The 17,948-nt window shown below is 59.9% G+C and carries 16 protein-coding genes; 15 read left to right on the top strand and 1 reads right to left on the bottom strand.

Translation table 11 applies throughout. The features are described from left to right. Window positions 1-12 precede the first annotated feature (12 nt). The 13 genes from RHM62_RS15110 to RHM62_RS15050 all read left to right on the top strand — a co-directional run bounded on the left by RHM62_RS15110 (window position 13) and on the right by RHM62_RS15050 (window position 14,301). The gene (locus RHM62_RS15110; RefSeq protein WP_040725988.1) at window positions 13-378 is read left to right on the top strand and encodes a response regulator; all 366 of its coding nucleotides are present in this window, start codon (window positions 13-15) and stop codon (window positions 376-378) included. A gap of 79 nt (window positions 379-457) precedes the next feature. Then, window positions 458-2,626, top strand: a complete 2,169-nt coding sequence (cheA, locus tag RHM62_RS15105) for a chemotaxis protein CheA (RefSeq protein WP_322122894.1) — start codon at window positions 458-460, stop codon at window positions 2,624-2,626. Between the two features lie 11 nt (window positions 2,627-2,637). Further along, complete coding sequence (locus RHM62_RS15100) at window positions 2,638-3,150, top strand: chemotaxis protein CheW (protein WP_009665203.1); 513 nt, start codon at window positions 2,638-2,640, stop codon at window positions 3,148-3,150. 67 nt (window positions 3,151-3,217) lie between these two features. Continuing rightward, on the top strand, window positions 3,218-4,885 hold the full coding sequence (locus RHM62_RS15095) for a methyl-accepting chemotaxis protein (protein ID WP_322122893.1): 1,668 nt from the start codon (window positions 3,218-3,220) through the stop codon (window positions 4,883-4,885). Window positions 4,886-4,922: 37 nt separating this feature from the next. Continuing rightward, window positions 4,923-6,596 carry a methyl-accepting chemotaxis protein gene (locus tag RHM62_RS15090; protein WP_322122892.1) on the top strand — a complete coding sequence of 558 codons (1,674 nt, stop codon included), beginning with the start codon at window positions 4,923-4,925 and terminating at the stop codon, window positions 6,594-6,596. A gap of 28 nt (window positions 6,597-6,624) precedes the next feature. Beyond that, entirely contained in the window at window positions 6,625-8,181 is a 1,557-nt protein-coding gene (locus tag RHM62_RS15085) for a methyl-accepting chemotaxis protein (protein ID WP_322122891.1), read from the top strand. Between the two features lie 20 nt (window positions 8,182-8,201). Then, window positions 8,202-9,083 (top strand): CheR family methyltransferase, encoded by an 882-nt coding sequence (locus RHM62_RS15080; protein WP_322122890.1) that lies wholly within the window; start codon window positions 8,202-8,204, stop codon window positions 9,081-9,083. 6 nt (window positions 9,084-9,089) lie between these two features. Then, window positions 9,090-9,698 (top strand): chemoreceptor glutamine deamidase CheD, encoded by a 609-nt coding sequence (gene cheD, locus RHM62_RS15075; RefSeq protein WP_322122889.1) that lies wholly within the window; start codon window positions 9,090-9,092, stop codon window positions 9,696-9,698. 28 nt (window positions 9,699-9,726) lie between these two features. Next, window positions 9,727-10,803, top strand: a complete 1,077-nt coding sequence (locus RHM62_RS15070; RefSeq protein WP_322122888.1) for a chemotaxis response regulator protein-glutamate methylesterase — start codon at window positions 9,727-9,729, stop codon at window positions 10,801-10,803. A 99-nt stretch (window positions 10,804-10,902) separates the two neighbouring features. Next, complete coding sequence (gene cheY / locus RHM62_RS15065; protein WP_322122887.1) at window positions 10,903-11,301, top strand: chemotaxis response regulator CheY; 399 nt, start codon at window positions 10,903-10,905, stop codon at window positions 11,299-11,301. 16 nt (window positions 11,302-11,317) lie between these two features. Then, the gene (gene cheZ, locus RHM62_RS15060; RefSeq protein ID WP_322125421.1) at window positions 11,318-11,956 is read left to right on the top strand and encodes a protein phosphatase CheZ; all 639 of its coding nucleotides are present in this window, start codon (window positions 11,318-11,320) and stop codon (window positions 11,954-11,956) included. Window positions 11,957-12,031: 75 nt separating this feature from the next. Beyond that, window positions 12,032-13,246: an EAL and HDOD domain-containing protein gene (locus RHM62_RS15055; protein WP_322122886.1), complete on the top strand. Its 1,215-nt coding sequence runs from the start codon at window positions 12,032-12,034 to the stop codon at window positions 13,244-13,246. A 101-nt stretch (window positions 13,247-13,347) separates the two neighbouring features. Beyond that, window positions 13,348-14,301 carry an alpha/beta hydrolase gene (locus tag RHM62_RS15050; RefSeq protein WP_322122885.1) on the top strand — a complete coding sequence of 318 codons (954 nt, stop codon included), beginning with the start codon at window positions 13,348-13,350 and terminating at the stop codon, window positions 14,299-14,301. A 213-nt stretch (window positions 14,302-14,514) separates the two neighbouring features. Here the strand turns inward: RHM62_RS15050 and RHM62_RS15045 are convergent, their stop codons facing one another. Then, a complete protein-coding gene (locus RHM62_RS15045) occupies window positions 14,515-15,534 on the bottom strand; it encodes an aldo/keto reductase (protein ID WP_322122884.1) in 1,020 nt (339 codons plus the stop codon). Between the two features lie 437 nt (window positions 15,535-15,971). Between RHM62_RS15045 and RHM62_RS15040 the strand changes: the two genes are divergently transcribed. Both RHM62_RS15040 and RHM62_RS15035 read left to right on the top strand, forming a co-directional pair. Beyond that, window positions 15,972-16,694 (top strand): TetR/AcrR family transcriptional regulator, encoded by a 723-nt coding sequence (locus RHM62_RS15040; protein ID WP_322122883.1) that lies wholly within the window; start codon window positions 15,972-15,974, stop codon window positions 16,692-16,694. A gap of 279 nt (window positions 16,695-16,973) precedes the next feature. Further along, window positions 16,974-17,933 (top strand): tripartite tricarboxylate transporter substrate binding protein, encoded by a 960-nt coding sequence (locus tag RHM62_RS15035; RefSeq protein ID WP_322122882.1) that lies wholly within the window; start codon window positions 16,974-16,976, stop codon window positions 17,931-17,933. Window positions 17,934-17,948 lie beyond the last annotated feature (15 nt).

Raw genomic sequence — 17,948 nt, 5'->3', positions numbered from 1 at the left:
AGCGGAGCACACATGGCAAAATCGATACTCGCGGTGGACGACTCAGGTTCACTCAGGCAAATGGTGGTGTTCAGTCTCAAGGCCGCCGGGTATTTGGTGACTGAAGCGGTTGATGGCCAGGACGGACTCGACAAGGCGCGGCTGCAAGCCTTCGACCTGGTGCTGACCGATCAGAACATGCCGCGCATGGATGGCCTGACCTTGATCCGCTCGCTGCGCGCGCTGCCGAGTTACCAGCGCGTACCCATCCTGATGCTCACTACCGAAGCCAGCGATGAAATGAAAGCCAAGGGTCGGGCCGCAGGTGCCAACGGCTGGCTGGTCAAACCATTCGATCCGCAACGCCTCACCGAAGTGGTCAAGAAGGTGATCGGCTGACCATGCCGTTGTCCTCACAGTGGCGCGGGTGGGCAGTCATGCCGCTGGCGCAAACATCACGGTTTTACGGAGCACTGCAATGACGATCGACATGAGTCAATTTTTCCAGGTGTTCTTCGAAGAGACGGAAGAACTGCTGGCGGAAATGGAAAAGTTGTTGCTCGCGGTCGACGTGAGCAATCCGGATCCGGAAGACCTGAACGCAATTTTCCGCGCCGCACATTCGATCAAGGGTGGCTCCTCGACCTTCGGCATCACGGACCTGGGAGAAGTCACGCACGTCCTCGAAACCTTGCTCGACCGCATCCGCAAGGGCGAAACCGCACTCACGGCAGACCATGTCGAAGCCTTCCTGGCGGCTAAAGATGTGCTCAAGATGCAGCTCGACGGTCATCGTCTCGGCACCGCGGTCGACCTGGAAGAGGTCGGTGATATCCGCATGCTGTTGCAGTCGCTGTCGGAAGCGCATGTGCCGATGCCGGTAGCGGTGGTCGCGGTTGCGCCGGAGAGTCCGGCCGACGGTGGCGTCTTCGCGCATCGCTTTCATATCGAATTGCCGGTGACCAGCGAAAGCGATATCGATGCGCTGGCCAGCGAGCTCGGTTTGCTCGGCACCATCGTGCGTTCGCGCCTGCCCGACCAGCGCGCCGTCTTCGAACTGGCCACCAATGAATCGGCTGCCGACATCATTGCGCTGTGTTCCTTTGTGCTCGATCCCGATGCACTGATCATCACCTTGCTGCCGGCACCGGCCAGCGCTAGTGATGCCGCACTCGGCTATGGCTTTTTCGAGCCGACCGACAGCCGGTTCGGCAATCTGACACCGGCTGCGGCCGGCACCCGGCAGGAACAGGATCAGGAAACACAACAGGGCTATGGCTTCTTCGCCCCGTTTGTACCTCTGGGTAAAACTGATGCACCGCCGGAAGTTGCTATCGAACACGAGGCGGCCGCGCTGGCAGTGACCGAATCGCATCTGGATGCGGGTGCCGCGCATGGGGCCGGCGAGGCCGACAAGCGTGCGCATCAGCGCCGCGAGACCGACAAGGCCGCATCGGCCGAAGCCAGTTCAATCCGCGTCAGTATCGAAAAAGTCGACCAGCTGATCAATCTGGTGGGCGAACTCGTGATCACGCAGGCCATGATCGAGCAGCGCACCGATACGCTAGACCCGATGAAGCATGAGCGCCTGCTCGACAGCGTCTCGCAACTGACCCGTAATACCCGCGATCTGCAGGAAGCCGTGATGTCGATCCGCATGATGCAGATGGACTACGTGTTTGCCCGTTTTCCGCGCATGGTGCGCGACCTGGCAACCAAGCTCGGCAAAAAAGTTGACTTCGTCACTGTCGGCGCTGCCACCGAACTCGACAAAGGGCTGATCGAACGCATCGTCGATCCGCTCACGCATCTGGTTCGCAACAGCATCGACCATGGCATCGAGACACCGGCTATCCGGCTGGCTGGCGGCAAGAATGAAACCGGTCGCTTGTCGCTCTCGGCCGGTCATCAGGGCGGCAACATTGTCATCGAAGTCAGCGACGACGGCGGTGGTCTGAATCGCGAACGCATTTTGCAAAAGGCCGCCGAAAACGGTCTGGTCGTGTCGGACGACATGACCGATCCGGAAGTCTGGCAACTCATTTTTGCACCGGGCTTTTCGACTGCCGACATCGTCACCGATGTGTCCGGTCGTGGCGTCGGCATGGATGTCGTCAAGCGCAACATCACGGCGATGGGCGGCGTGGTCGACATCCGTTCAGCCAAGGGTTTCGGCACCACGATTTCGATTGCGCTGCCGCTGACGCTGGCCATCCTTGATGGCATGTCAATCCGGGTCGGCGACGAGGTCTACATTCTGCCGCTCGGATACGTGGTCGAATCGTTGCAGCCGCGACTGGCCGACGTCAAAGAGATCAGCGGTCAGGGCCAGGTCATCAAGGTCCGCGGCGAATATCTGCCGCTCATTCCCTTGCACCAGATGTTCGGCATCGCGCCGCGTTACACCCATCCGTCCGAAGGCATCGTCGTCATCCTCGAATCGGAAGGTCGCAAGGCCGGGTTGTTTGTTGATGATCTGGTCGGTCAGCAGCAAGTCGTTGTCAAGAATCTCGAATCAAATTACCGCAAGGTGGCAGGCATTTCAGGAGCCACCATCCTGGGCGACGGCGGCGTATCGCTGATCGTTGATGTCGCCGCCCTGTTACGTTCCAGCCGTCAGAGTATCGACGAAACCATTTTTTCTTAAAGGACACCACCATGTCAGAAGCCGCCCAAATCAACGCCCAGGTCCTCGGCGCAAAAGCCACTGCCGAGATCGCCGGTAACGAATTCCTCGCCTTCACGCTGGGCAAGGAAGAGTACGGCATCGATATCCTGAAAGTGCAGGAAATCCGCGGCTACGAAGCCGTCACCCGCATCGCCAACGCGCCTGAATTTGTGAAGGGCGTCGTCAATCTGCGCGGCATCATCGTGCCGATTGTCGACATGCGCATCAAGTTCAACTTGGGCGAGCCGACCTATGACCAGTTCACCGTCGTCATCATTCTCAACATCGGTGGCCGCGTCATGGGCATGGTCGTCGATAGCGTGTCGGATGTGATCACGCTGTCGGCCGAGCAGATCAAGCCGGCCCCCGAGATGGGCACCGCGTTCAACACGGATTACCTGATCGGTCTCGGTACGCTCGATGAGCGGATGCTGATCCTGATCGATATCGACAAGCTGATGTCGTCGGCCGAAATGGGTCTGATCGAAAAAATCGCTGCCTGATCAGCACCCCGCCAGTGCAGCGCGGTGACCCCGTCGCTGCACGGCAACCTTGAACCGGAGTCGTGAAATGAACTTGCGCAACTTGCGGATCGGAAGCCGGTTAGGGATTGGCTTCGGTAGCATTCTGATGATTCTTGCGCTGGCCCTGGTATCGGGCAGTATCGTAAATGCGAGCAACAAGCGACAACTCGTTGAGGGTTTGGCCACGGCCAATCATAAGCTGGAGCTGGCGGGAGCGATGAAGAACGCGCTGCTCGAAGGTGGCATCGCGATGCGCGACATCGGTTTGCAGTCAGACCTGGCCGCGATGCAAAAAGATAGCCAGGCGGTCAAGGACGGGCGCCAGCGCTATGCGCAGGCGCGGGATGGGCTGTCGGCACTGGGCCTGACCGGGGTCGAGAACAAACTGGTTGCCGATATCGCCCGCATTGATGCCGAACTCGATGCGCCGCTGAAGACAGTCTTGCGTCAGGCAATGGCATTCAACAGCGAAGAAGCGATCAAGGTCATCAACGGCAGCATCGATCCGATCAACCGTCGCACGCTGGTCGAGATCAACAAGCTGGTCGAGCTGCAGCAAAACGCCACGCGCCAGGTCATGGCTGATGCCGTCATTGGCGACACGCGCCTGCTGCAATTACAGCTTCTCAGCGGTGCCATTGCGCTAGCCATCGGCGTGCTGCTGGCATGGCTTATTACCCGCAGCATTACCGCACCCTTGCAGCAAGCGGTGATGATTGCCCGTCGGGTGGCCGATGGCGAGCTCGATTCCGGGCACGTCAGCCTGACCGGACGGGATGAAATTACCGATCTGCTGCAGGCGCTGCAGGCGATGAGCAGCAACCTGCTGCGCATCGTCGCACAGGTGCGCAGCGGCACCGAAACCATCGGGGTCGCCTCGCGTGAAATCGCCTCGGGCAATGCCGACCTGTCCTCGCGCACCGAGTCGCAAGCCAGTTCGCTCGAACAGACCGCATCCTCGATGGAAGCGCTCACCGGGACCGTGCGCCAGAATGCCAACAATGCGCAACAGGCTAACGAACTGGTGATGTCGGCGTCGACCGTGGCACGGCGTGGCGGCACCGTAGTCGGGCAAGTGGTCAGCACGATGAGCTCGATTACCGACAGCTCGCGCAAGATCGTCGACATCATCGGCGTCATCGATGGCATCGCATTCCAAACCAATATCCTCGCTTTGAATGCCGCGGTCGAAGCCGCCCGCGCCGGCGAGCAGGGGCGCGGGTTCGCCGTGGTCGCATCGGAAGTGCGCAGCCTGGCGCAGCGTTCGGCGGCAGCGGCAAAAGAAATCAAGAGCCTGATCGGCGACTCGGTCGGCAAGGTCGAGGCCGGCAGCCGGCTGGCCGATGAAGCCGGCCGGACCATGCAGGACATCGTCAGTTCGGTCCAGCATGTCGCCAGCATCATGGGCGAGATCACCGCCGCGAGCCAGGAGCAGAGCGCCGGTATTGCCGAAGTCAATCAGGCGATTGCACAGATGGACGAAATGACGCAGCAGAATTCGGCCCTCGTCGAGCAAGCCTCGGCGGCGGCCGAGAGCATGCAGCAGCAGGCAGTCGTACTGCTGGAAGCGGTTGCCCAATTTAAGCTCGGGCACGATGGCCACGCTTCCGACCTGATGATTGCGCCGCGCAGGACAAGACCGGTAACAGTCGCCCCCCAACGGCTACCAGCGCAAAAGAGCGCTGCCGGCGGCGATGACTGGGAAGCGTTTTAACTTCACTGAGCTAACACACCAAGTAAGGAAATAACTGATGGCAGTAATGACGAATTTGCGGATAGGGTCCCGGCTGGCGCTGGGCTTCGGACTGGTACTGCTGGGTGCGCTGGCACTGCTGGCATTGGGGCTGTGGCGCATGGGTGAACTGCGTGCCGAGGCGGTCGCTGTGGTCGATACCAAAGTGGTCAGCCTGACCAGCGCGATCGGTATGCGCGAAGCCAGTGCCAGTCTTGCGCTGGCCTTGCGCAAGGTTGCCACCCCGACCGACCGCAACGAGGGCGAGCGCGAAAGCCAGCGCGCCACCACCATCCTCGCGACCTATGCCACCGCAGAGAAATTGCTCGCTACCGTCTCGTCCAGTGCAGCCAGCAAGGCCGAGCAGCAGCAGATCCTGTTGCTCAAAGCACCTATCCTGCCGCTCATTGCGAAAGCGCGCGAACTGATCGGTGCCGGCAATTACTATGACGGTTCGGCGCTGCTGAAAACCGACCTGATGCCGCTGCATGACAAATGGAGTGCCGGTCTGTCGCGGCTGGTCGAGGCCGAGCAGGCTGATCTGCGTCAATCTATCGCCGCCTCGCAGGATAATTACAACCGCGCCCGTATCGGCATGCTTGCCATCGGCATCATCACGCTGTTGCTCGGTGCCGGGATTGCGGTGCTGATCACGCGCAGCATCACGCGGCCGATGCAGCGTGCCGGCCAGATCGCCGACACCATCGCCGCCGGTGACCTCAGTGCCGTGATCGCAGCCGGTGGCCCGGACGAAGCCGGCCAGCTGATCAATTCGCTGCGCACGATGCAGTCGCGCCTGATCGATACCGTCAACCGCATCAAGCAGGGCACCGACACCATCACGCTCGCCTCGCGCGAGATCGCCTCGGGTAATGCCGACTTGTCCGCCCGCACCGAATCGCAAGCCAGTTCGCTGGAGCAGACCGCAGCATCCATGGAAACGCTGACCTCGACCGTGCGCCAGAATGCCGACAATGCGCGCCAGGCTAACCAGCTCGTCATCGCTGCGTCTGATTTCGCACTCAACGGTGGCAGCGTGGTTGGTCAGGTGGTCGCTACGATGGGTTCGATTACGGAGAGTTCGCGCAAGATCGTCGACATCATCGGCGTCATTGATGGCATCGCTTTCCAGACCAATATCCTGGCCTTGAATGCCGCCGTCGAAGCTGCCCGGGCCGGCGAGCAGGGACGCGGATTTGCCGTGGTCGCGTCGGAAGTGCGCAGCCTGGCACAGCGCTCGGCGGCAGCCGCAAAAGAAATCAAGAGCCTCATCGGCGACTCGGTCGGCAAGGTCGAAGCCGGCAGCCGGCTGGTCGATGAGGCTGGCCAATCGATGCAGCAGATCGTCGGCTCGGTGCGGCAGGTGGCCGATATCATGGCCGAGATTACGTCGGCCAGTCAGGAGCAGAGCGCCGGTATTGCTGAAGTCAATCAGGCTATCTCGCAGATGGATGAGATGACGCAGCAAAACTCGGCCCTGGTCGAGCAAGCAGCGGCAGCCGCCGAAAGCATGCAGCAGCAATCGGTCGAACTGATGCAGGCCGTCGCACTGTTTCGTCTGACGAAAGGTGACAGCCCGCCGGCCATGCAGCCGACATTGCGGCCTTTGTCCGTGCCGGCGCGTCCGCGTGCTGTGGCCGCTTTACCGGGCAGGAGCAGGACCGCAACAGACGACCAGTGGGAACAGTTTTGATCCATTCAGCGCCTAACAAGGAATTGTCATGATGACCCCTATGCAAGTCCGCGCCCTGTCGGTAGGACTGGCCGTCGCGCTGGTAGTGAGCGGAGCCACGGCATGGCTGTTGCAATGGCTGGCCGGTGCGTTGCTGGGCCCGGTTGTTGTGGCGGTGTTGGCCGCGGCAATCGGGGTTGCCGTGGTGGCGGTGATGGGCGTTCAGCGCGACAGCAGCGGGTTATTTTCGCAGCGTGTGGGCGACGAGATCGACCACATCATGATCGGTGCTGCCGAGGCCGCGTTTTTCATTGAATCGATCAAGAAAAAAATCGATGCCGATGTCGCCAGCACCGATGCGATTGCCGTCAGCGCAGGCCAGAGCGCCAGTGCCACCGAACAGATTGCCGCCAATGCCGAGCGGGCTTTTCAGGTCGCCGGCGAAGTGCATGGCGAAAGCGTGCTGGCCCGCGCCGCCACCGAGAAAGTGCTGCTCGAAATCCACCGCGCTGAAAACGATGCGCTGGCGGCTTCCGAACTGATGGCCATCCTGCAAAAAAAATCCAGCCAGATTTCGACCATCACCGAAGTCATCAACCAGATCGCCGCTCAGACCAATTTGCTGGCGCTCAATGCCGCCATCGAAGCCGCCCGCGCGGGTGAGCACGGGCGCGGTTTTGCGGTAGTCGCCGGCGAGGTCCGGCAGCTGGCGCAGCGCACCCATCTGGCCACCGGTGAAATCGGCACCATGGTGCGCGAGATTAATCAGCAGGCGCTATTAGCTGCCAACGGCATGACCGCGCTGAACCGGCGCGTCAGCGGTGCCGCCAGCGAGGTCGACGTGGTCAAGCTGTCGCTGGTCAATATTGAACGTGCCGCCACCACCGCCGAAGAAGAAGTACGGCAGATCGCGGCGGCTTCGCGCGAACAGGTCGGTACCAGCCGCGAAGTCAGCAGCGCGATCGCCGACATCCGTGACAGCATGATGGCAACCGAGACCGATTTGCCGGCAGCCGCAGCGGCAGCGATGCGTTTGTCGGAACGTGGCGAATCCATTTTCGATGCGCTGTCGCAGTCGCAGGCGGTGACCCGGCATGACGCGATCCGCGAAGCCGCACAAATTGCCGCCGGCCAGATCGGTGCCTTGATGGACAACGCCATTGCGCAGGGACAGATCACGCGCGAAGCGCTGTTCGATCGCCGCTATGTCGCCATCGCGCGCACCAATCCGCCCAAACACAGCAGCGCTTTTGATACCTATACCGACCGCGCTTTTCCGGCCATCCAGGAAGCATTGCTGCAAGCGATGCCGCAGCTGGCCTATGCCGGGGCCGTCGATACCAGCGGCTACTTCCCGACCCACAACAAGAAATTTTCGCAAGCCCTGACGGGCGACTACGACGTCGACCTGGTCAACAATCGTACCAAGCGCATCTTTACCGACCGTACCGGCAAGCGTTGCGGTGCCAGCACCAGTGCCTTCCTGTTGCAGACCTATAAGCGTGATACCGGCGAAGTCATGCACGACTTGTCGGTGCCCATTCTGGTGGGCGGCAAGCATTGGGGTGGCTTCCGGATCGGTTACCGGTCGGACCAGAATAACTAAAATTAACGGAAAAAATTCCATTGAAAACCGCTCCGGGAAGCAGGCAAGACTCCAGCAAGGAATTCGATTTCACGGCCCGTGATTTTGAACGCGTGCGCGCGCTGATTTATCAGAAGGCCGGCATTGCGCTGGCCGAGAGCAAGCAGGAAATGGTCTATAGCCGGCTCGCCCGTCGTCTGCGGGCGACCGGTATCACGTCGTTTGCGGCCTATCTGGATGGCCTCGAATCGGGCCGCGATACCGACGAGTGGGAAGCCTTCACGAATGCGCTGACAACCAACCTGACCTCGTTTTTCCGTGAGGCGCATCACTTTCCGATCCTGGCCGATCACCTGAAAGGGCGCAGTGGCCAGATCGACCTGTGGTGTTCGGCCAGTTCGACCGGCGAAGAGCCTTACTCGATGGCGATGACGGCGTGCGAAGTGTTCAATACCCTGACGCCGCCGGTACGCATCGTCGCCACCGACATCGACACGAATGTGCTGAACACGGCTGCCAGCGGGGTGTACACCGCTGACCGGCTCGACAAGATGTCACCCGAGCGGGCCAGGCGTTTTTTTCAGCGTGGCAAGGGCGAGCAGGACGGCCTGGTACGGGTGCGCCAGGAATTGCGCCAGCTGGTGACGTTCAAGAAGCTCAATTTGCTGGCGGCCGACTGGGCGTTGTCCGGGCCCTTCGATGCGATTTTCTGCCGCAACGTGATGATCTATTTTGATAAGCCGACGCAAGGCAAAATACTGACCCGCTTCGCGCCGCTGATGAAACCGGATGCCTTGCTGTTTGCCGGTCACTCGGAAAACTTCCTGTACGTGTCGGATGCGTTCAAGCTGCGCGGTAAAACCGTCTATGAACTTGATGACCAACCCGGACTGAAAGGACGCAGCGCCCTGCGCCACGCGTAAAATCCCATGGCAAAAGTCAACGAAGAGCAATTCGCGACCAATGTGTATTACGACCGCACCTTCGACTGCGATGCGGCAAAGATTCTGCCGGGGGAGTATTTTTTTACTCCCAAGGACATGCTGATCGTGACCGTGCTCGGTTCATGCGTGTCGGCCTGCATCCGCGACCGCGTCAGCGGCATCGGCGGCATGAACCATTTCATGCTGCCGTATGGCGGCACCGATATCGACAGTCCGGTGTCGGCCTCGATGCGCTATGGCACCTACGCGATGGAAGTGCTGATCAATGAATTGCTCAAGGCCGGGGCGCGACGCGAAAATCTGGAGGCCAAGGTATTCGGCGGCGGCAACGTGCTGCGCGGCTTCATTGCCATCAATGTCGGCGAGCGCAATGCGCAATTCGTACGTGAGTATCTGAAGATGGAAAACATCCGCGTCCTCGCCGAAGACCTCAACGACATCCATCCGCGCAAGGTCTACTACTTTCCGCGCAGCGGCAAGGTGCTGGTCAAGAAGCTCAAGCAGCTCAATAACAATACGTTGGTCAATCGTGAACAGGACTACGCCACCCGGTTGCAATCCGCGCCGGTGTCGGGGGATGTCGATTTGTTTTAATTGAACAGTGCAGACCGAAAGGGACAATATGAAAATCAAGGTACTGATCGTCGATGATTCGGCATTGATACGCAGCGTCATGAAAGAAATCATCAATAGCCAGCCGGACATGGAAGTCGTCGGCGTCGCGCCCGACCCGATCGTCGCGCGCGACCTGATCAAGCAGACCAATCCGGACGTGCTCACGCTGGACGTCGAAATGCCGCGCATGGATGGCCTCGACTTCCTCGAAAAGCTGATGCGTTTGCGACCGATGCCGGTACTGATGGTGTCGTCGCTGACCGAGCGCGGTTCTGAGATTACCTTGCGTGCACTTGAATTGGGTGCAGTCGATTTTGTCACCAAGCCCAAGCTGGCCATCCTCGACGGCATGCGGGATTACACCGAGATGATTGCCGATAAGATTCGTGCTGCCTCGAAAGCCCGCATCAAGGCGCGCGTAGTGCCGGTGGCCGGCGCCGAGAGCCAGGCCGGGCGGCCGCTGCCGCAGGTCGGTAATACCTTCATCAGTAGCGAAAAACTGATCATCATCGGTGCCTCCACCGGCGGCACCGAAGCGATCAAGGAATTCCTGTTGCGCATGCCTTCGGATTGTCCCGGCATCCTGATCACACAGCACATGCCCGAAGGATTCACGCGTTCGTTCGCGCAGCGGCTCGATGGCCTGTGCAAAATCTCGGTCGTCGAAGCCGCCGGCGGCGAGCGGATCCTGCCTGGCCATGCCTACATCGCACCGGGCCATTCGCATCTGTCGCTGGCGCGCAGCGGGGCCAATTACATGACCAAACTGGACCAGGGTCCACCGGTGAACCGCCACCGGCCATCGGTTGATGTTTTGTTCCGGTCGGCGGCCACCGGTGCCGGCAAGAACGCCGTCGGTGTGATCCTCACCGGCATGGGCAAGGATGGCGCGCTCGGCATGCTGGAGATGAAGCAGGCGGGCGCGCACAATTTTGCGCAGGATGAAGCCAGTTGCGTGGTCTTCGGCATGCCGCGCGAAGCCATTGCCGTCGGCGCTGCCGACGAGGTCGCGCCGTTGCTGGAGTTGCCGGCCAAAGTGCTGGGTTATCTGGCAACCCACAGTAGCCGTGCATTACGGGTCTGATAGTGCAGTTCGCAGGTGAAAGCCAAGATGGATCCGTGCATAATGCACGCTAGGGTCAGTCACGGATCCCAACATAGACAAGAATTGATGGAGTAACTTATGGCCGGTCCCAATACCCGATTTCTCGTCGTCGACGATTTTTCCACCATGCGCCGCATCGTGCGCAATCTCCTCAAGGAACTTGGCTATACCAATGTCGATGAAGCCGAAGATGGCGCGATGGCACTGGCCAAACTGCGTGCCGGGCAGTTCGATTTTGTGGTCTCGGACTGGAACATGCCGGTCATGGATGGCCTGACGATGCTGCAGAGTATTCGCGCTGATCCGGCCCTCGCAAAACTGCCGGTCCTGATGGTCACAGCCGAAGCTAAAAAAGAAAACATCATTGCTGCAGCCCAGGCCGGTGCCAACGGCTATGTCGTCAAGCCATTCACGGCGGCGACCCTGGATGAAAAACTCAAGAAAATTTTCGAAAAGCTTGAAAAGGTAGGAGCCTGATTTGAGCGCGCCCGACATGCAGGCACCCGTATCAACAGCAACGACGGCAATCCAGCACGATGAAGTGCTGATGCGTGTCGGCCAGATGACGCGCAGTCTGCATGACAGCCTGCGCGGACTGGGTTTCGACAAGCTGATGGAGCGTGCCACGCACGACATTCCGGACGCCCGCGACCGGCTCGATTACGTCGCCCGGATGACCGAACAGGCGGCGCAAAAAGTACTCAATGCAACCGATGCGGCCAATCCGCTGCAAGACCAGATCGGTGATGGTGCCAAGGGTCTGGCTGTACAGTGGCAAGCCACGCTGGACGCGCCTTTTTCGGAGATCCGTTATCGCGAAGAGGCAGCCCGAACGATGGCGTACCTGGCTGCTACGCAGATCGCCACCACCACAACGCATGCGCATCTGCTCGAGATCATGATGGCGCAGGATTTTCAGGATCTGACCGGACAGGTGATCAAGAAAGTCACTGAACTGGCGCATGGATTGGAGCAGCAACTGGTGCAATTGCTGGTCGATTATTCACCCGCCGATGTCAAACGCGATGCCGACAACAGTCTACTCAATGGTCCGCAGATCAATCCCGTCGGTCATGATGTCGTGGCCGATCAGAGCCAGGTGGATGATTTGCTCGACAGTCTCGGCTTCTGACGGATTGCGCTTGCGGTCCGCTCGATGCCGGTTTTTATTGTTCATGTAGCTGTTCTTTACCCTTGAAGCCATTCCATGCAAGACGTCAATTTCATCGTCCGTGAACCATTGCTCGATCCGACCCTGAAGGTGCTCGGTTATGCGTTGAGCTGGCAGGGGCCGGACGGCTATCTGTCGCAACCTGGCGAGCCCGATCTGCAGGCGCTGGCGGCATTTGCCGGCGAGCGCTTCACGCATGCGGAACGCGGTTATCTGATGGCCGGTTCTTTGCTGTTCCTGGAGGCCACACCCGAAACCTTGCGTTCCGGCGTGCTGAGCTCGCTGTCACCGAAAGACACAATATTGATGATCGACCGGGTCGACCTGGGTGACGCATCGGCGCTTGATGACATCAAAGCGGCGCGCGTGGCCGGCTTCGGCATCATGTTGTGCAATGTCGACCTGGCTGGCCAGGACAGGAATTTTCTGCCGCTGGTGACGCATATCGAAATCCGTTTTGGCAGTCCGGATTTTCCGGCGCAGGCGCGGCTGTATGCGTCGCTCAAGCAATCGTCGATCCGCATGGTGGCGCGCGGCGTGCGCACCTGGTCGGATTTCCAGGCCAGCTCGTCGCTTGGCATGGACGCCTTCGTTGGCAGCCTCTGCCTAAGTGAACGTCCCGGTGCGGTCATCGGCAAGCTCAATCCGGCGCAAGCGATGATCCTGCAATTAATGGATATGGTGCGCAAGAACGCCGACGTGCGCCAGCTCGAGGGCGTGCTCAAGCGCGATGCAGCCTTGTCGTACAAGTTGCTGCGTTACATCAACTCGGCCGGTTTCGGGTTGGGTACCGAAATCCAGTCGCTGCGTCATGCGGTGACGATGTTGGGTTATTCGCCGCTGTATCGCTGGCTGTCGGTGTTGCTGGCTGCAGCCGGCAGTGGCACGCAATCGCCGGTGCTGATGCAGACCGCGATCGTACGTGGCCGCTTTGCAGAACTGCTCGGGCAAAGTTTTTTACCGCGTGCCGAAGCCGAGAATCTGTTCGTTGCAGGCATGTTTTCACTGCTCGACCGGCTGCTCGGTATTCCGATGGCCGAAGTCCTCGACAGCATCCAGCTGTCCGAAGCAGTGACCCAGGCGCTGCTGACACGCGAAGGCATCTTCGGTCCGTTCCTGGCGCTGGCAGAAGCCTGCGAAAAGGATAACGGCACCGTGGGTGCGCTGGCCGAGTCGCTGTTCATCAGTGCGAGCCAGGTCAACGAAGCGCATTTGTCGGCGCTGGTCTGGGCGCAAAGTCTGAAGTTGTAGAAGACCGTGTGGGGCAGGTGGGCACGGTCTCACCGCGCCCGCGCGTGGCCGCCGGACATTTTCCCTCAAGTTTTATCCGCCTCTACGCAAGGATGTTTCGCATGCCCGAGCTCGATCCGCAAGTCATCCATCTGCTCGACATGATCCGCAAAACCGGTCGTCAGCCCTTCCAGACCATGACCCCCGAGGCAGCCCGCATTGCGTACACCGGTAATCGCGACGTGATGCAGTTGCCGGCCGAGGATGTTGCCGTAGTGCGTGATGTGACTTTGCCCGATGGACTGGTGCTACGGATCTATCGCGGTAGCGGCACCGGAGTCGACGCGCAGCTGCCGTGCCTGCTATTCCTGCATGGTGGCGGCTGGGTCATCGGTGACCTCGACAGCCACGACGTGCTGTGCCGGCGACTGGCCAATCTGGCCGGTATCTGCGTGGTGGCAGCCGATTACCGGCTGGCACCCGGGCATCGTTTTCCAGCCGCACTGGATGATTCGCTGACGGCATTGCAATGGATCGATGCCAATGCCGGCACACTGTCGATTGCCCGCGACCGTATTGCGGTCGGCGGCGACAGTGCCGGTGGCAACCTCGCTGCGGTACTGGCCTTGATGGGGCGCGACGGTACCGCGCCACGGACGATGTTTCAGGCTTTGATTTATCCGGTGGTCGACCTGACTGCCGCCAGCCAGTCGTACCAGCGCGTCACATCGGGCCTGCCGTTGACGGCAGCGACCATGCATTATTTTATCGAGCACTACACGCCCGATCCGGCGGACCGCACCGACTGGCGCGCGTCGCCCTTGCTGGCATCGAGCCTGGCAGGCACGCCACCGGCGCTGGTGGTGACGGTCGGCCATGATCCTTTATGTGACGAAGGCTTGGCCTATGCAAAGCGGCTGGAAGACGACGGCGTACGCGTGACCTCGCTGCATCTGAGTGACCAGATTCACGGCATGCTGCTGATGGGTAAGCTGATCGATGCCAGCAATACGGTTGTCACGATGGTCGGTGCAGTGTTGGGTGCGGCTTTGCATTGCGGGCCGGCGGCGCGGTAGGCTGGCTTTCAGCTACCGGTTATCTCTCAAGCGGCTGTCGACCTACTCGCCAGGCATCGTAGAGTGCAATAACCAACGGGCATTGCACCGAATGGACCGCTTACGATTGATGAGACTGTATGTGCCGCGTCATGCCCTGACCAGGCCGGAAGTAGCGGCAGTTATCCGATTTGGTCAAAATAACTACCGCCGGGTATCCCGCAGTCCTTCGCGCTATCCCACTGGCCGCCCGAAAAACGGATAGTTAGGATCGTTATACCCCGCCGTCGACGCATGCCCCGGCGTCACCAGTCCATCGACAAACGCTTCTTCTTCCCTCGAAATCACGACATCAACCGCCGGGTAATAATCTTCCAGCTGCGCCAGCGTGCGCGGGCCGGCGATGACCGACGAGACAATCGGATTGGCCAGCACCCACGCCGTGGCGAACTGGCCTGGGGTGATGCCGCGCGCTTCGGCCAGGGTCTTGATGTGCTGGGCGATCAGCAGGGAGTCTTCGTGGAATTCGGTGTCCAGTATGCGCTTGTCGCCGCGGCCGGCGCGGCTGTCGGCGGCCGGTTGCTGGCCGGGCGGATATTTGCCGGTCAGCACGCCGCGGGCGATCGGGCTGTAGGGCACGACGCCGATGCCGTGATACGCACAGACCGGCAGGATTTCGACTTCGGGACCACGCTTGAGCAGGTTGTAATACGGCTGGCAGACCACAGGTTGCGCGACGCCGAGCAAGCCACACCAGCGCATCACTTCGCCGATGCGCCAGCCACTGAAATTGGACAGGCCGAAGGACTGGATCTTGCCGCTGCGGATCAGGTCGCCGATGGTGCGGACTACCTCTTCGAGGTTCAGGTCATGGAAATCGCGGTGCAGGTACAGGATATCGATGAAGTCGGTGGCCAGGCGCTTGAGGCAGCTGTCGACTTCCTGCAGGATCCACTTGCGCGAGTAGTGCAGCGGGTTGGCTTGCACGGTTGATTTGTTCACCGTCATCGCATTGCCGACCTTGGTGGCGAGTACCCAGTGATGGCGCTCGCCGGCCAGTATTTTGCCGACCATTTCTTCCGAGCGGCCCTTGCTGTAGATATCGGCAGTGTCGATGAAGTTGATGCCGTGCTCGCGTGCCGACGCGACGATACGCGTCGCGTCGGTCAGTTCGGTTTGGTCGCCGAACATCATGGTGCCGAGACACAGGGCGGAGACTTTCAGGTTGCTATTGCCAAGGCGTCGATAGTGCATGGGTGTTCCCTTCGAAAGTGGTGGAGCAGCGATGACTAGCCGATCATAGTGCCTGATACGCGACGGTGCGGTGAAATACCCGGTGAGAGTTTGATGTGTCAGTGCGTCATGGTGCTCGCTTTCTGTCCGGCCGTGCGTCGCCGGCAGCGGTCAGCCTGGCGGGATGGATCCGGTTGTCCGGCGTAAATAGCGTAGCAAGGAGCTGCAACCATAAAACGAATAATTTGGTTAACCAGTAGCAACCCTTTACAGAGAGTTTTTGCTATCATTCGTGACAACCGAAAATCACCGTAACTTTGGGTGACCTCCGGTTGCAAAAGGGCTGACTTAACAGCTTGGGATCGTGCGCTGTAGTTCGTTGCCATACGCTTTAACGTGGCGGCAGAGCTGCTCCGCCGTAACTTCATGCAACATTTAGCTGGTATATACTCAACAGTATGAAAAAAATCCCTACTCCCGAAGTCGCCAGGTCCAAAGCATCGGCGGCTACCAAGAAGCGCGCCAAGGATGTTGCGGTTGATGTCAATGCGTTTGATGACATCCGTGATGCGGTCTCCAAGCTCAAGCGCGAGCGCATCATTTCAACGGCGGTGGAATTATTCCACCAGAACGGCCTGAGCAAGACCACGCTCGAAGCGGTCGCCGAGAAAATGAACTTTACCAAGCCGTTTATCTACTCCCATTTCAAGTCCAAGGACGAGTTGCTGGCCGAGATTTGCTCGCGCGGCATTCGTGCCTCACTCGATGCGTTGAAACGGGTAGTGGCAACGGATGCGTCATCGACCGAAAAGATGCGTGCGCTAGCCAATGACTTCACGCTGGCCGTGTTGGAAAACCAGGGCCATATCGCCATCTACAACCGCGAAGAAAAACAGCTGTCGGCCGACAGTCGCGACGCCATCAATCACTTGCGACGCGAGTTTGACCGCAAGGTCATTGCACTGATCGACGAAGGCGTTGCGTCCGGCGAGTTCACAGTCGACGACGCCGAAGTGGCTGCGCTGGCGATCGGCGGAATCGTCAACTGGTCGTATGTGTGGTACGTGCCGAATGGCAGATTGTCCAAGGCCGAGGCCGCAGAAAAAATCGCCGGCCTTGTACTGGCACTGGTGCAGGCAAAATCGGTCAAACGCAAACGCGTCGTCGCCAAGGCCGCTTGAGGCCGGGATGGCTTTGACGTAGCGACTGACGTCCCCGATCCGAATCAAACGCTACCGGCAGGTAGCGTTTTTTTTTGCCTGTTGTGGTGCGCTTGGTGATGACCCTGCTGCATCCCATTAGACAACTACATCATATATATCATTCATTTGACTTATGAAAACTTTGAATTTACACTCAGTCAAGTACCCGCCTATACCGGCTGTCGGTTGCGCCGGAAACCGGCGGGCACGCACTGCACTCATGATTTGTTTTAAAACAAACTACAAGGCGGAGACAAAATGGAGAAGAGACATGCATGGAAGGTGGTGCTGGCAGCACTGGCGGTAAGTTCGACGATGGCGGCAACGGCCGCAGGCTACCCCGACAAGACGATCAACTACATCATCCCGTTCGGTCCCGGCGGCGAGTCCGATATTTCGGCACGCTTCCAGGAAACCACGTTCAAGAAGCTTACCGGCCAGTCGCTGGCGATCCAGTACAAGGCCGGCGCGGGCGGGGCAGCCAGCTGGTCGCAGCTCAATGGCATGCCGGCCGATGGCTATACCGTGATGGGCACCAATCTGCCGCACATCGTCATGCAGCCTCTCGAAAAAAACGTCGGCTACAAGACCGACGATATTCATACCCTGTACTGGTTTCATTTCACGCCGGATGCCTTGCTGGTGCCGGCAGACAGTCCGATCATGACGCTGGCCGATTACATCGCTGCCGCCAGGAAGTCCCCCGGCGCGCTGACCCTGTCGGGCTCCGGCACCAATTCATCCAACCACATTGCACAGCAGCGCTTCGACAAGATGGCCGGCATCAAGACCACCTATATTCCGTTCGGTGGCACCGGCCCGTCCAATACCGCCCTGCTCGGCAGGCAGGTCAGTGCCAGCTGGGGCTACACGACCGTGCAGGTCCAGCTTGGCAAGCAGGTCCGCTGCCTTGCCGTGGCGATGGAACAGCGCCAGAAGAAGCTGCCGGATTGCCCGACCTTCAAGGAGGCCGGCTTCGATCTGGTTGGGGGTGCCTATCGTGGGGTAGCGGTGCCGGCCTCGACACCGGCCCCCGTGCAGGCCAGACTGGCCGATCTGCTCGGTCAGGTCAATCGTGATCCTGCCTTCATCAAGATCATGGAAGACAACGGCTTCGCGATGCTCGACATCGGCCCGGCCGAGATGCCCAAGTTCATGGCCGACGTCAAGTCACGCTATGAAGCCATTGCCAAAGAGATGGGTATCCGCAAGCGCTGAACCCGGCCCGCGGTG

This window comes from Actimicrobium sp. CCC2.4, from assembly GCF_034347385.1.
GTDB lineage: Bacteria > Pseudomonadota > Gammaproteobacteria > Burkholderiales > Burkholderiaceae_D > Actimicrobium.
Note: the sequence above shows the minus strand (reverse complement) of the source record. Positions and strands in the feature narration are given on the sequence as shown.

Bases quoted from the DNA above. Each gene is read 5' to 3' on its own strand.
- RHM62_RS15095 (WP_322122893.1), top strand. From the start codon at position 3,218: ATGAACTTGCGCAACTTGCGGATCGGAAGCCGGTTAGGGATTGGCTTC.
- cheD (WP_322122889.1), top strand. From the start codon at position 9,090: ATGGCAAAAGTCAACGAAGAGCAATTCGCGACCAATGTGTATTACGAC.
- RHM62_RS15070 (WP_322122888.1), top strand. From the start codon at position 9,727: ATGAAAATCAAGGTACTGATCGTCGATGATTCGGCATTGATACGCAGC.
- cheZ (WP_322125421.1), top strand. From the start codon at position 11,318: ATGCAGGCACCCGTATCAACAGCAACGACGGCAATCCAGCACGATGAA.
- RHM62_RS15085 (WP_322122891.1), top strand. From the start codon at position 6,625: ATGATGACCCCTATGCAAGTCCGCGCCCTGTCGGTAGGACTGGCCGTC.
- RHM62_RS15090 (WP_322122892.1), top strand. From the start codon at position 4,923: ATGGCAGTAATGACGAATTTGCGGATAGGGTCCCGGCTGGCGCTGGGC.
- RHM62_RS15055 (WP_322122886.1), top strand. From the start codon at position 12,032: ATGCAAGACGTCAATTTCATCGTCCGTGAACCATTGCTCGATCCGACC.
- RHM62_RS15100 (WP_009665203.1), top strand. From the start codon at position 2,638: ATGTCAGAAGCCGCCCAAATCAACGCCCAGGTCCTCGGCGCAAAAGCC.
- RHM62_RS15050 (WP_322122885.1), top strand. From the start codon at position 13,348: ATGCCCGAGCTCGATCCGCAAGTCATCCATCTGCTCGACATGATCCGC.
- RHM62_RS15110 (WP_040725988.1), top strand. From the start codon at position 13: ATGGCAAAATCGATACTCGCGGTGGACGACTCAGGTTCACTCAGGCAA.
- RHM62_RS15040 (WP_322122883.1), top strand. From the start codon at position 15,972: ATGAAAAAAATCCCTACTCCCGAAGTCGCCAGGTCCAAAGCATCGGCG.
- cheA (WP_322122894.1), top strand. From the start codon at position 458: ATGACGATCGACATGAGTCAATTTTTCCAGGTGTTCTTCGAAGAGACG.
- RHM62_RS15035 (WP_322122882.1), top strand. From the start codon at position 16,974: ATGGAGAAGAGACATGCATGGAAGGTGGTGCTGGCAGCACTGGCGGTA.
- RHM62_RS15045 (WP_322122884.1), bottom strand. From the start codon at position 15,534: ATGCACTATCGACGCCTTGGCAATAGCAACCTGAAAGTCTCCGCCCTG.
- cheY (WP_322122887.1), top strand. From the start codon at position 10,903: ATGGCCGGTCCCAATACCCGATTTCTCGTCGTCGACGATTTTTCCACC.